Below are 12,724 nucleotides of genomic sequence, written 5' to 3' on the forward strand. Positions count from 1 at the left end.
GGCGGAACCCGTAGCCGGAAAAGGCCGACGGGCCGGCCGGGGAAAACCGACGGGCCAGCCGGAAAAGGCCGACGGGCCGGCCGGGCAAAGCCGACGGGCCGGACCATACCGGTCCGGCCCGCCGTATCACCGCAGCTCAGCGCGGTTCAGCACAGCTCGCGCAGCTCAGCGCCGCGCCACGCCCTCCGCCCGGGCGGCGGCCGCGACGGCGGCGGTGACCGCCGGGGCGACCCGCTCGTCGAACGGCGACGGGATGACGCACTCGGCGCTCAGCTCGTCCGCGACGACCGCGGCCAGCGCCTCCGCGGCGGCGAGCTTCATGCCCTCGGTGATGCGGGAGGCCCGCACCTGGAGGGCGCCCGCGAAGATGCCGGGGAAGGCCAGGACGTTGTTGATCTGGTTCGGGTAGTCGCTGCGGCCGGTCGCGACGACGGCCGCGTACTTGTGCGCGACGTCCGGGTGGATCTCTGGGGTGGGGTTGGCCATGGCGAAGATCAGGGCGTTCTTCGCCATGGTGGCCACCGCCTCCTCGGGCACGGTGCCGCCCGAGACGCCGATGAACACGTCCGCGCCGTCCAGGGCCGCGGCCAGGGTGCCCGAGAGGCCGGCCTTGTTCGTGAAGCCGGCGAGGTCGCGCTTGACGTCCGTGAGGTCCTCGCGGCCGGCCGAGACGACGCCCTTGCGGTCGCAGACGGCGACGTCGCCGATGCCCGCCTCCACCAGGATCCGGGCGATCGCGACGCCGGCCGCGCCCGCGCCCGAGATCACGGCGCGCAGCTCGCCCAGCGACCGGCCGGTGAGCCTGGCGGCGTTGCGCAGGGCGGCGAGGGTGACGACGGCGGTGCCGTGCTGGTCGTCGTGGAAGACGGGGATGTCCACGCGCTCCTGGAGCTTGCGCTCGACCTCGAAGCAGCGCGGCGCGGAGATGTCCTCCAGGTTGATGCCGCCGAAGGAGGGCGCGAGGCGCGCGACGGTCTCGACGATCTCGTCGACGCCGCGGCAGTCGAGGGCGATGGGGACGGCGTCCACGCCGCCGAACTGCTTGAAGAGGATGGCCTTGCCCTCCATCACGGGCAAGGACGCCTCGGCGCCGATGTCACCGAGCCCGAGCACGGCGCTGCCGTCCGTGACCACGGCGACGACCTGGGACTTCCAGGTGTAGTCGTGGACGAGCTCCGGGTGCTCCGCGATGGCGCTGCACACCTTAGCCACACCGGGCGTGTAGGCGAGGGACAGGTCGTCCCGGTCGCGCACGGGCACCGTCGCCCGGATCTCCATCTTGCCGCCACGGTGCAGCGCAAAGGCCGGATCGAAGAACTCGCCATGAGTGTCGTCCGGACCGCTGTCGCTGCGAGGATTCACGATCTCCGCTGCCACTGTATTTGACCCCTTTGTCGAATGTCCGTCGAGGGTAGCCGCCCTGGGTTGCGGGGCGGGTCGGGCTTCGGGTCCGTGTCCGGCCATCGAGATGACCTCCGCGCGTGGGGTTGATGCCGCGCGGTACGGATCCGTATGCCGGGCGCGCCGCACACGCGCCCTGGGCCCCTGGTGCGGGGTGTAGCTGGTCTTTCTACCAAATGAGCGCTACGGCCTACGAGTGAGTTCCCGCTGACTTGTCGCGGCGCGGTTCAGCGCAGTCGCAAGGGCAGGTCAGAACGGTGTCAACTGGGTGGATAAGTCCACGGAGTGAGACAGAGGGTGCGTGACATACGTCTCGTGCCGGCGGCCGACGGAAGGGGAACCTATGAGTCCGGTAGTCCTGGCCGAGCTGGTACCGACCTGATGCGGCACGGGGATCGCCCGTTATCCGATTTTGACATAGCGAGCCCCCCGAATGGTGCAGTCCGGATGGCAAGATGCCCCAATCGCACGAGGTCGCGACATCCAAGGGCGTGTGCTCCGCCCCTCGTGCGTCATCAGCGTTTTCCTGTGTTTGTTCCGTGTTTGCTCCGTGTCCGTCCCCCACGGCCGGCCACCCCCTCACCCGCAGGAGGAACCAGCAATGACCGCAAGCACCACCCCTCGCACGGCTGCCGCCAGGAGTCGTTTGGCCGCCGCCGGCGCGATCGCGGTCGCCGGCGCCCTGCTGCTCACCGGCTGTGGCGACCAGCGGGACAAGACCGGCAGCGAGGCCGGTCAGAGCGCCCAGGGCTCGAAGGCCCCCCTCTTCGACAAGCTGCCGAAGAAGATCCAGGACTCCGGCGTCATCAAGGTGGGCTCGGACATCGCCTACCCGCCGGTGGAGTTCAAGAAGGACGGCAAGGTCGTCGGTCTCGACCCGGACATCGCCGCCGCCATGGGCAAGGAACTGGGGGTGCGGTTCGAGTTCAACAACGGCACCTTCGACGCCCTGCTCACGGGCCTGCGCTCGAAGCGGTACGACATGGCGATGTCCGCCATGACGGACACGAAGGACCGCCAGCAGGGCATCGACTCCAAGACCGGCAAGAAGGTCACCGACGGCGTCGACTTCGTGGACTACTTCAACGCCGGCGTCTCGCTCTACACCAAGAAGGGCGACACCAAGGGCATCAAGGGCTGGGAGGACCTCTGCGGCAAGAAGGTCGCGGTGCAGCGCGGAACGGTCTCCGACGACCTGGCCAAGTCCCAGTCCGAGAAGTGCGAGAAGGACGACAAGGACAAGATCAGCATCGAGGCGTTCGACACCGACCTGGAGGCCCAGACCCGGCTGAAGGCCGGTGGCGTGGAGGCCGTCTCCAGCGACTTCCCCGTCGCCGCCTACGCGGTGAAGACCTCGGGCGGCGGCAATGACTTCGAGGTCGTCGGCGACCAGGTGGAGGCCGCTCCGTACGGCATCGCCGTCGGCAAGGAGAGCACCCAGCTGAGGGACGCGCTCAAGGCGGCCCTCGACGCGATCATCAAGAACGGTGCGTACGACAAGGTCATGAAGACCTGGGGCGTCGAGGCCGGCGCCGCCAAGGAAGCCAAGGTCAACGGCGGTTCCTGACCCCCTCTCCCTCCCCTCGTACGGACGCTGAAAGGCCATACCCCGTGACTGATTCCCCCGATTCCCCCGAAAAGCCGGAGCCGGACAAGAAGGTCCAGCCGGAGCCCGGGAAGGAGACCGCCGACAAGGCGGCGGCCGAGACCCCGGAGCCGGAGAAGAAGGCCGGCGAGAAGCCGGCCGAGGCCGAGAAGGCCGCCGAGAAGCCGGCCGGAGAGAAGAAGGCTGAAGCGGAGGCCGAGGAGAAGGCCGACGCCGAGCCCGCCGAGAAGAAGGCGGGCGAGGAGAAGGCGGCCGAAGAGAAGCCGGCTGAGGACAAGGCGTCCGAGGAAAAGGCGGCTGAGAAGAAGCCGGCCGAGGAAAAGCCGGCCGAGAAGCCGGATCTCGCCAAGAAGGACGCTCCCGCCACCGGGAAGGACGACCCCGCCGACGACCCGGCGCCCGCGTCCTCCTCGTCCTCGTCCTCCTCCTCGTCCTCGTCCTCCTCCTCGTCTTCGTCCTCCTCGGCCAAGACCGCCGTCGTGCCGGAAGCCATCAAGGCCATCCCCGTACGCCACTACGGCCGGTGGATCTCCGCCGTCCTCGTCCTCGGCCTCCTCGGCCTGCTGGTCAACGCCTTCGCCACCGCGAAGGTCCACTACAGCGCCATCCCCGACTACATCTTCGACTCGACGGTCATCACCGGCCTCGGCAAGACGGTGCTGATCTCCCTCCTCGCGATGCTGCTGGGCCTGGTGCTCGGCATCGTGCTGGCGGTGATGCGGCTGTCGAAGAACCCTGTGACGTCCTCGGTCTCCTGGCTCTACATCTGGTTCTTCCGGGGCACCCCGGTCTATGTCCAGCTGCTGCTGTGGTTCAACCTCGCGCTGATCTTCCCGTACATCAACCTCGGCCCGATCTACCGGGACGAGATGAGCGACTTCATGACGCCGTTCATGGCGGCGCTGCTCGGCCTGGGCCTCAACGAGGCCGCCTACATGTCGGAGATCGTCCGCGCCGGCATCCAGTCCGTCGACGAGGGCCAGACCGAGGCCGCGCACGCGCTCGGCATGAGCCAGGGCCGGACCCTGCGCCGGATCGTCCTCCCGCAGGCCATGCGGGTGATCGTGCCGCCCACCGGCAACGAGTTCATCAACATGCTCAAGACCTCGTCGCTGGCGGCGAGCGCGGCGCAATACCTCGAACTGCTGCGGTCCACCTCCGACATCGGCCAGACGACCGGTGCCACGGTCGAGATGCTCTTCCTCGCCGCCACCTGGTACCTCATCCTCACCAGCGTCTTCAGCGTCGGCCAGTTCTACCTGGAGCGGCACTACGCACGCGGCTCGCTGCGCACGCTGCCGCTCACCCCGTGGCAGAAGGTCAAGAAGAACCTGGCTTCCTTCAGCAGCAACCGTCCCTCCGGAGGTGTCACCGTATGAACGCGATGGTGAAGGCCGAGGGCGTTCACAAGTCCTACGGCGCGGCCCACATCCTCAAGGGCATCGACCTGGAGGTCGCCCCGCGCGAGGTGTTCTGCCTCATCGGCCCCTCCGGCTCGGGCAAGTCCACCTTCCTGCGGTGCATCAACCACCTGGAGCAGATCAACGCCGGACGGCTGTACGTCGACGGCGAGCTGGTCGGCTACCGGCAGCAGGGCGACAAGCTCTACGAGCTCAAGGACAGCGAGGTCGCGCGGAACCGCCGGGACATCGGCATGGTGTTCCAGCGCTTCAACCTCTTCCCGCACATGACGGCGCTCGCGAACGTCATGGAGGCGCCGGTCCAGGTCAAGGGCGAGACGAAGGCCGTCGCCCGCGAGCGGGCCAAGAAGCTCCTCGACCGGGTCGGCCTCGGCGACAAGGCCGGCAACTACCCCTCGCAGCTCTCCGGCGGCCAGCAGCAGCGGGTCGCGATCGCGCGGGCGCTCGCGATGGAGCCGAAGCTGATGCTCTTCGACGAGCCCACGTCGGCGCTCGACCCGGAGCTCGTCGGTGACGTCCTGGACGTCATGCGGGGCCTGGCCGAGGACGGCATGACCATGATCGTGGTGACCCACGAGATGGGCTTCGCCCGCGAGGTCGGCGACTCGGTGGTCTTCATGGACCAGGGCGTGGTCGTCGAGTCGGGCAACCCGCGCGACGTGCTCACCAACCCGCAGCACGAGCGGACGAAGGCGTTCCTGTCGAAGGTGCTGTAGCGGTCGGCGGTACGGAAACGGGCGGGGGGTACGGGTTCTCCCGTACCCCCCGCCCGTTTCAGGCGTCGCAGTCGCTAGTCGCGGGGGAAGCGGTCCGTCTGCAGGGTCATGCCGAGGACCGTGTCGGTGAGGTCGACCGGCTGGCCGAACTTGACGGTCAGATTGCCCCAGTATTCGCCGTCTTTCGGCAGGGTGTGCAGATGGCATCGCCCTGTGTACGGGTCGGCGATCAGATAGAGCGGGATCTCGCCGGCAGCGTAGGCGGCCTTCTTCTTCCCGTAGTCGCTGTCGGCGGTCCCGCGGGAGATTACCTCAAGGATGAACTCGACATCCTGATAGCGCCAGCGCCCCTCCTCGTTCGGCTTTGCATCGTCCGGCAGCTTGAAGAGGTCGGGAGCGAAATTATTGCCATCGCCCGGCAGATCCAAGCGGACATCAGACATGATTTTGCTGTCTCGCCCGAAGTGCATCGTCAGCTGCAGGAATACGTCCGCAATGATCTCCCAGTGCGTGCTCCTCTGCGGCGTCATGTGAATGGCCCCCTCGACGACTTCGCCCTTGAACCCTTCGGGGACGATGTCGTAAAGAAGCTCGAACATGTCGTCTGAGCTCGACTCGCCGTTCTCGGCCATCTCGGTCCTGTCGGTCAGTGCGATGGTCACCGTGACGCTCCTCCCCGCTGCCACCGGTTTCAGCAGCCGCGCGGTTCAACGATACGCACGATGGCTCGGCTACGCCTTAGGTCGTGTGGCCTGCCTCACGCGTGGGGCCCGGGCGGGCGGTTTCGGCCGGGCCGGTAACAGCCGCGCCAGCCACCACGCCGTCGATCCTGTGGGCACGTCAGTCTCCCGGGTGGAGGAGGGCCGTGATGCGGGTGGCCGCATCGGCCAGGTGGCGGCGGGACTCGGCCAGTTGTTCCGGGGTCACGCCGTGGTCGCGGGCCGCGTCGCGGATGTCGTCGCGGAAGCGGTCGAGGAGGCGGTCCAGGTCGCGGGCCGGGTCCTTGGAGAGGCTGTCCGCGGCCTCGGCCCACTCCGGGGCGGGGCCCGCCGGCGGCTCGGCGCGCCGGGTGCCGTTCGTGGCCGCCGTGCCGTTCGTACCCGGCATACCGGCCTCGCCCGCCGCCCCCGCCGTGCGGGCCGTGAAAGCGCCGAACTCCTTCGCGAGGGCGCTGACGCCCTCGGCGATGCCGGTCGGCCAGTCGCCGCGGCGCAGGTGTTCCTGGACCTGCTCCTGGACGCGTTCGGTGGCGCGCCGGACCTCCTCGCGGGCCCGTTCCTGGGCCTCGCGGGCCTGGTGGCGGGCCTGCTGGGCGTCCTGGCGGGCGCGCCGGCTCTCCTCCTTCGCCCGGCGGGCCTGCTCCTTCCACTGCTCCTTCGCCCGGCGGTAGTCCTCCTTCGCGCTGTCGAAGGAGTGGCTGTCCGCCGCCGCGCGGGTCAGCCGGGCGGCCTCGCGCACCTGGCGGCGCAGGTCGCCCGCGGCGCCCCGGACGTCCTCGCGGATGTCGGCGGCGAGGGCGGACACGGACTCGCGGATCTCCAGCTCCAGCTCGGCCAGTTCGCCCTGCCGGCCGGCGAGTTCTTCGCGGCCGGCGTCGGTGATCGCGTAGACCTTGCGGCCGCCCTCGGTGGTGTGCGTGACGAGGCCCTCGGCCTCCAGCTTGGCCAGGCGCGGGTAGACCGTGCCGGCCGACGGCGCGTACAGGCCCTGGAACCGCTCCTCCAGCAGCCGGATGATCTCGTAGCCGTGGCGGGGCGCCTCGTCGAGCAGCTTGAGCAGGTAGAGGCGGAGCCGGCCGTGGGCGAAGACGGGGGGCATCAGAGGACCTTTCCCTGGGCGGGGGCGTCGTCGTCCGCCCAGCCGTCGGTGTCGTCGGTGTCGTCGAGGACCGGCCCCTCCAGCAGCGCGACCGCGCCGGAGACGCTGGTGACCTTGATCCGGCCGCGGCCCGCGCCGAGCCGGCCGGTGATGTTCCGCGCGCCGAACTGGTCCTTGACCCACAGCTCCGGGAACGAGCACGAGATCGGGCCGACCGTCGTGCCCGCGTCCACCGCCGCGTCCGCCGAGGACGGCAGCCGGACGGCGACCTCGCCCGAGACGGTGGTGACCGCCACGTCGACGGCCGGCGTGGCCGGCGACAGGTCGATCACCACGTTGCCGCTGACCGAGTCGGCCTTGACCCGGCCGCCCGAGCACTCCACGAGCGTGAGGTCGCCGGAGACGCCGTTGCAGCGCACGTCGCCGCCGAGGCGCTGGGCCTCCACCCGGCCCGAGACCGTCTCCGTGTGGACGTCGCCGGTGATGCCGACGAGCGTGGTGTCGCCGGAGACCCCCGCGACCTTCGTGTCGCCCGCGATGCCGGAGACCACGGCGCTCGCCCCGACGATGCCGACCTTGACGCCGGCGGTCGCGGGCACGGTCAGGGTGACGTCGGCCGAGCGATTCCAGTTCTTCCGGCCGAACCAGCCGAGGAGCGTCTTCCTCGACAGGTCCTCGTAACCGACGGTCAGCGTGCCGCCCTGCTGGACGACCTTCAGCGGCGGGCCGTCGAGCGCCGTCAGCTCCAGGCGGGCCGGGCCGCCGTCCGTGCCGACGACGTTGACCGTGCCGTTCACGATGCTGACGTCGAGGGCGGTGACCGGGCCCTCGAAGACGATTTTCTCTGGTGCGGACAGCGTCCACTCGGACTCTGCGGGCATTCCGGACCCCCTCCTGCGAACAGGATGTCGAACGCGATGTCGAACCTGATGGCGTACGCGATGACGCGACGTGATGACGTGACGCGATGGCCGGCGCGGTGGCCATCGCGATGCCGTACGAGACGCAACCTATCGCGTCTTCTAGAAACACGATATATCGCGGTCGCGGGAAGTCAAGCGCCTTCGCGTTGGCATAGCGTTGTCGCATGTCCGCTACTGATCACAGCCGCGCGGCGGGGGTCCTGCTGCTCTGCCGGGCCGAGCCCGGCCGCGTCCGGCCCTCCGCCCAGCTCCTGAACGAACCGCTCCTCCTGGTCCCGGCCGGGGAGGGCTGGAGCGCGCTGATCCCCGGCGAGGACTCCTGGCGCACCGAGGGCACCGACCTCGCGACCGCCACCGCGGGCTGGGCCCACGCGCTGGCCGTCGCCGAGCCGTGGCCCGTCGTGGGCCTGTGGTGGGACGCGGTGGGGGCGGGCTTCGTCGTGGCCTCGGGCTTCCGGCGGACCGCCGTGTACGCGTGGGTCGCCGACGGCACCCCGATCGGGGAGGAGTCGGCCATGACCGCGCTGCGGGCCCGTACCGGCCTCGACCCCGTCCTCGACGGGGCCGCGCTCGACGGGCTCACCCGGCCCGACGCGGACGCCGACGCCGTGGCCCGCATGCGCGGGCTGCTCGCCGTCCTCTCGCGCACCGGCCTGCACCTGCCGCCCGGCCTCGCCCCGGGCGTCCCGGCCGACGGCCTGCGCGCCTCCGCGGGCGCGCTCCCCGCCGCCGAGGCGGTCTACTGGCCCGGCTGGCGCGAGGCCGTACGGGCCGGGTTCGAAGCGGCGGACAGCGGGCGGCTCGGCGCGTGGACGCGGGGTCCGCGGGCGCGGGCGCTGGGCGTGGGGGAGGTTGTGGCCGGGGCGTCCCTGGCCCTCTGGGGGTGTCGTCGCGGGCGGCGGGGGGTGACGGCCGTCGGGGCGGTTGTCCTCGCGGACGGCGCGTTGACGCTGGCCTACGACTGGTGGCGGGGGCGCGCCTGAATGTTCCTGCGGGCCGGTGGGGGCTTGTCGCGCAGTTCCCCGCGCCCCTTACGGGGCGCACCGGCCCGCGCTTCTAGAAGCTGGACGAACGGAAACCCCTACTCGTCGTCCTCGTCGTCCAGCCTCGCCAGCCACGTCGCCAGCCGCTCCACCGGTACCTCGAAGTCCGGGTTCAGGTCGACGAAGGTGCGCAGCTGCTCGGCCACCCAGCCGAGCGTGACCTCCTCCTCGCCCCGCCGGTTCTCCAGCTCCTCGATACCGCGGTCGGTGAAGTACAACGTTCGCTCCGTCAGTCCGTCAGTCTCTTGTTCGTGGTCAGGCCAAGGATAGGCGGGCGGGCACCGGAAAGGGCCGGGCCCCCACCGCCTCTCGGCGGTGGGGGCCCGGCCCCGTTACGGACGCGTCCGTCAGGCGTCGAACACCTCGTTGATCAGCGTCTGCTGCTCGGCCTGGTGGCGCTTGGCCGAGCCGACCGCCGGCGACGAGGAGTGCGGGCGGGAGATCCGCCGCAGCCGCTCGCGGGCCGGGACGTCGGCGCCGACCGCCAGGTCCAGGTGGTCGATCAGGTTCAGCGCGATGAACGGCCACGCACCCTGGTTCGCCGGCTCCTCCTGCGCCCAGATGTACTTCTCGGCGTTCGGGAACTTGGCGATCTCGGCCTGGAGCTCCTCGCCCGGCAGCGGGTAGAGGCGCTCGATGCGGACGATGGCCGTGTCGTTCGCGCCGCGCTTGGCCCGCTCGGCTGCCAGGTCGTAGTAGACCTTGCCGGAGCAGAAGACGACCTTGCGGACGTCCGCCGCGGCGACGGTGTCGTCACCGATGACCGGCCGGAACTGGCCGCTCGTGAACTCCTCCGCCTTCGACGCCGCGGCCTTCAGACGCAGCATCGACTTCGGGGTGAAGACGATCAGCGGCTTGTGGTGCGGGTTGTGGACCTGCCAGCGCAGCAGGTGGAAGTAGTTCGACGGCAGCGTCGGCATGGCGACCGTCATGTTGTTCTGCGCGCAGAGCTGCAGGAAGCGCTCGACGCGGGCCGAGGAGTGGTCCGGGCCCTGGCCCTCGTAGCCGTGCGGCAGGAGCAGCGTGACGCCGGAGGTCTGGTTCCACTTCTGCTCGGAGGAGGAGATGAACTCGTCGACGATGCTCTGGGCGCCGTTGACGAAGTCACCGAACTGGGCCTCCCACAGCACCAGCGCGTCCGGGCGGGCCAGCGAGTAGCCGTACTCGAAGCCCATCGCCGCGTACTCGCTGAGGAGCGAGTCGTAGACGTTGAAGCGGGCCTGGTCCTCGGACAGGTAGAGCAGCGGGGTGTAGTCCTCGCCGGTCTCGCGGTCGACGAGCACCGCGTGGCGCTGGCCGAAGGTGCCGCGGCGGGAGTCCTGGCCCGCGAGGCGGACCGGGGTGCCCTCCATCAGCAGCGAGCCGAAGGCGAGGGTCTCGCCCATGCCCCAGTCGATGGTGCCGTCCTCGATGCTGGCGGCGCGGCGCTGCAGCTGCGGCACCAGGCGCGGGTGCACCGTGACGTTGTCGGGCGTGGTGACCTGCGACTCGGCGATCCGCTTGAGGACCTCCTGGGAGATCGCGGTGTTCACCGGCACCGGGAACCCGCTCTGCGGGGCCGGGACGGCGGCGGGGGCCGTGGCCGCGTCCGCGTCGCGGACCTCGACGAAGACCTTCTCCAGCTGGCCCTGGTAGTCCTGCAGGGCCTGCTCGGCCTCTTCCAGGGTGATGTCGCCGCGACCGATGAGGGACTCGGTGTAGAGCTTGCGCACCGAGCGCTTCTTGTCGATCAGGTCGTACATCAGCGGCTGGGTGAACGAGGGGTTGTCCGACTCGTTGTGGCCCCGGCGGCGGTAGCAGATCAGGTCGATGACGACGTCCTTGTTGAACGCCTGGCGGAACTCGAAGGCGAGCCGCGCGACGCGGACCACGGCCTCCGGGTCGTCACCGTTCACGTGGAAGATCGGCGCCTCGATCATCCGGGCGACGTCGGTGCAGTACATCGACGAGCGCGAGGACTCCGGCGGCGCGGTGAAGCCGACCTGGTTGTTGATGACGATGTGCACGGTGCCGCCGGTGCGGTAGCCGCGCAGCTGCGACATGTTCAGCGTCTCGGCGACGACGCCCTGGCCCGCGAAGGCCGCGTCGCCGTGGAGCTGGACCGGCAGGACGGTGAAGTCCGTGCCCGCCTTGCCGATGATGTCCTGCTTGGCGCGGGCGATGCCCTCGACGACCGGGTCGACGGTCTCCAGGTGGGACGGGTTGGCGGCCAGCGAGACCTTGATCTGCTCGCCGTCCAGGCCGGTGAAGACGCCCTCGGCACCGAGGTGGTACTTCACGTCGCCGGAGCCGTGCATCGACTTCGGGTCGAGGTTGCCCTCGAACTCGCGGAAGATCTGGGCGTACGACTTGCCGACGATGTTGGCGAGGACGTTGAGGCGGCCGCGGTGGGCCATGCCGATGACGACCTCGTCCAGGCGCGCCTCGGCGGCGGCGTCCAGCACCGAGTCCAGCAGCGGGATGACGGACTCGCCGCCCTCCAGGGAGAAGCGCTTCTGGCCGACGTACTTCGTCTGCAGGAAGGTCTCGAAGGCCTCGGCGGCGTTCAGCCGGCGGAGGATGCGCAGCTGCTCCTCGCGCTCCGGCTTGGAGTGGCCGCGCTCGACCCGGTCCTGGATCCACTTGCGCTGCTTGGGGTCCTGGATGTGCATGAACTCGATGCCGGTGGTGCGGCAGTACGAGTCGCGCAGGACGCCGAGGATGTCGCGCAGCTTCATCATCGACTTGCCGGCGAAGCCGCCGACCGCGAACTCGCGCTCAAGGTCCCACAGGGTGAGGCCGTGCTCGGTGATGTCGAGGTCGGGGTGCTTGCGCTGGCGGTACTCCAGCGGGTCGGTGTCGGCCATGACGTGGCCGCGGACCCGGTAGGAGTGGATCAGCTCGAAGACGCGGGCGGCCTTGGTGACGTCGTCGTCGTGCGAGGCGTCGATGTCCTTGAGCCAGCGGACCGGCTCGTAGGGGATGCGCAGCGCCTCGAAGATCTCGTCGTAGAAGCCGTTCTCGCCCAGCAGCAGCTGGGACATGATCCGCAGGAACTCGCCGGAGGCGGCACCCTGGATCACCCGGTGGTCGTACGTCGAGGTGAGGGTCATCACCTTGGAGATGCCCATCTTGTTCAGGGTGTCCTGAGACGTGCCCTGGAACTCGGCGGGGTAGTCCATGGCGCCGACGCCGAGGATCAGACCCTGGCCGGGCATCAGACGCGGCACGGAGTGGACCGTGCCGATGCCGCCGGGGTTGGTCAGCGACGCGGTGACGCCGGTGAAGTCGTCCATCGTCAGCTTGCCGACGCGGGCGCGGCGGACGATGTCCTCGTAGGCCTGCCAGAACTCGAAGAAGTTCAGCGTCTCGGCCTTCTTGATGGCCGCGACGACGAGCTGGCGCTCACCGTTGGGCTTGACCAGGTCGATGGCCAGGCCGAGGTTGACGTGCTCGGGCTTGACGAGGGTCGGCTTGCCGTCCTTCTCCGTGAAGGAGTAGTTCATCGACGGCATGAGCTTCAGCGCCTGCACCATGGCGAAGCCGATGAGGTGCGTGAAGGAGACCTTGCCGCCGCGGGCGCGCTTGAGGTGATTGTTGATCACGATGCGCTGGTCGAACAGCAGCTTCACCGGGACGGCGCGGACGGACGTGGCCGTCGGCAGCTCCAGGGAGGCGTTCATGTTCTTCGCGACGGCGGCCGAGGGGCCACGGAGCGTGACGTACTCGGGGCCGGCGGGGGCCTCGGTCGCGGGGGCGGCCTTCGCGGCGGGCGCGGCCGCTGCGGGCTTGGCCGGGGCGGCCGCGGGCTTCACCG

At 70.0% G+C, this 12,724-nt stretch carries 10 protein-coding genes; 4 read left to right on the plus strand and 6 right to left on the minus strand.

Annotation, left to right across the window (positions count from 1 at the left end):
* Positions 1-165: 165 nt before the first annotated feature.
* Positions 166-1,362 carry an NAD(P)-dependent malic enzyme gene (locus tag B7P34_RS15305; RefSeq protein ID WP_223267875.1) on the minus strand — a complete coding sequence of 399 codons (1,197 nt, stop codon included), beginning with the start codon at positions 1,360-1,362 and terminating at the stop codon, positions 166-168.
* A gap of 640 nt (positions 1,363-2,002) precedes the next feature.
* Between B7P34_RS15305 and B7P34_RS15315 the strand changes: the two genes are divergently transcribed.
* From B7P34_RS15315 to B7P34_RS15325, 3 genes are read left to right on the plus strand one after another with little or no spacing between them, the layout of a single operon-like run.
* Positions 2,003-2,968: an ABC transporter substrate-binding protein gene (locus B7P34_RS15315; RefSeq protein WP_106676825.1), complete on the plus strand. Its 966-nt coding sequence runs from the start codon at positions 2,003-2,005 to the stop codon at positions 2,966-2,968.
* Positions 2,969-3,012: 44 nt separating this feature from the next.
* Positions 3,013-4,386, plus strand: coding sequence for an amino acid ABC transporter permease (locus tag B7P34_RS15320; protein WP_223267876.1), 1,374 nt, complete (start codon positions 3,013-3,015; stop codon positions 4,384-4,386).
* The gene (locus B7P34_RS15325; RefSeq protein ID WP_106676827.1) at positions 4,383-5,144 is read left to right on the plus strand and encodes an amino acid ABC transporter ATP-binding protein; all 762 of its coding nucleotides are present in this window, start codon (positions 4,383-4,385) and stop codon (positions 5,142-5,144) included. Before B7P34_RS15320 ends, B7P34_RS15325 begins: the two co-directional genes overlap by 4 nt.
* Before the next feature lie 74 nt (positions 5,145-5,218).
* On the opposite strand, the gene B7P34_RS15330 is transcribed toward B7P34_RS15325, so the two are convergent.
* The 3 genes from B7P34_RS15330 to B7P34_RS15340 all read right to left on the minus strand — a co-directional run bounded on the left by B7P34_RS15330 (position 5,219) and on the right by B7P34_RS15340 (position 7,843).
* On the minus strand, positions 5,219-5,806 hold the full coding sequence (locus B7P34_RS15330) for a Uma2 family endonuclease (protein ID WP_223267877.1): 588 nt from the start codon (positions 5,804-5,806) through the stop codon (positions 5,219-5,221).
* A 178-nt stretch (positions 5,807-5,984) separates the two neighbouring features.
* Positions 5,985-6,962 (minus strand): PadR family transcriptional regulator, encoded by a 978-nt coding sequence (locus tag B7P34_RS15335; protein ID WP_106676829.1) that lies wholly within the window; start codon positions 6,960-6,962, stop codon positions 5,985-5,987.
* Positions 6,962-7,843: a DUF4097 family beta strand repeat-containing protein gene (locus tag B7P34_RS15340; RefSeq protein WP_106676830.1), complete on the minus strand. Its 882-nt coding sequence runs from the start codon at positions 7,841-7,843 to the stop codon at positions 6,962-6,964. The genes B7P34_RS15335 and B7P34_RS15340 overlap by 1 nt, the downstream gene beginning before the upstream one ends.
* A gap of 206 nt (positions 7,844-8,049) precedes the next feature.
* Between B7P34_RS15340 and B7P34_RS15345 the strand changes: the two genes are divergently transcribed.
* Entirely contained in the window at positions 8,050-8,868 is an 819-nt protein-coding gene (locus tag B7P34_RS15345) for a hypothetical protein (protein ID WP_106676831.1), read from the plus strand.
* A gap of 98 nt (positions 8,869-8,966) precedes the next feature.
* Here the strand turns inward: B7P34_RS15345 and B7P34_RS15350 are convergent, their stop codons facing one another.
* Positions 8,967-9,146, minus strand: a complete 180-nt coding sequence (locus tag B7P34_RS15350; RefSeq protein ID WP_004937694.1) for a DUF6104 family protein — start codon at positions 9,144-9,146, stop codon at positions 8,967-8,969.
* A 129-nt stretch (positions 9,147-9,275) separates the two neighbouring features.
* A partial coding sequence (locus B7P34_RS15355; RefSeq protein WP_189382794.1) for a multifunctional oxoglutarate decarboxylase/oxoglutarate dehydrogenase thiamine pyrophosphate-binding subunit/dihydrolipoyllysine-residue succinyltransferase subunit occupies positions 9,276-12,724 on the minus strand: 3,449 nt, incomplete at its 5' end.

It is taken from the genome of Streptosporangium nondiastaticum, from assembly GCF_003011965.1.
Lineage (GTDB): Bacteria > Actinomycetota > Actinomycetes > Streptomycetales > Streptomycetaceae > Streptomyces > Streptomyces nondiastaticus.

Coding starts and splice junctions, on each gene's coding strand:
- B7P34_RS15335 (WP_106676829.1), bottom strand. CDS start 6,962: ATGCCCCCCGTCTTCGCCCACGGCCGGCTCCGCCTCTACCTGCTCAAG.
- B7P34_RS15325 (WP_106676827.1), top strand. CDS start 4,383: ATGAACGCGATGGTGAAGGCCGAGGGCGTTCACAAGTCCTACGGCGCG.
- B7P34_RS15315 (WP_106676825.1), top strand. CDS start 2,003: ATGACCGCAAGCACCACCCCTCGCACGGCTGCCGCCAGGAGTCGTTTG.
- B7P34_RS15340 (WP_106676830.1), bottom strand. CDS start 7,843: ATGCCCGCAGAGTCCGAGTGGACGCTGTCCGCACCAGAGAAAATCGTC.
- B7P34_RS15345 (WP_106676831.1), top strand. CDS start 8,050: ATGTCCGCTACTGATCACAGCCGCGCGGCGGGGGTCCTGCTGCTCTGC.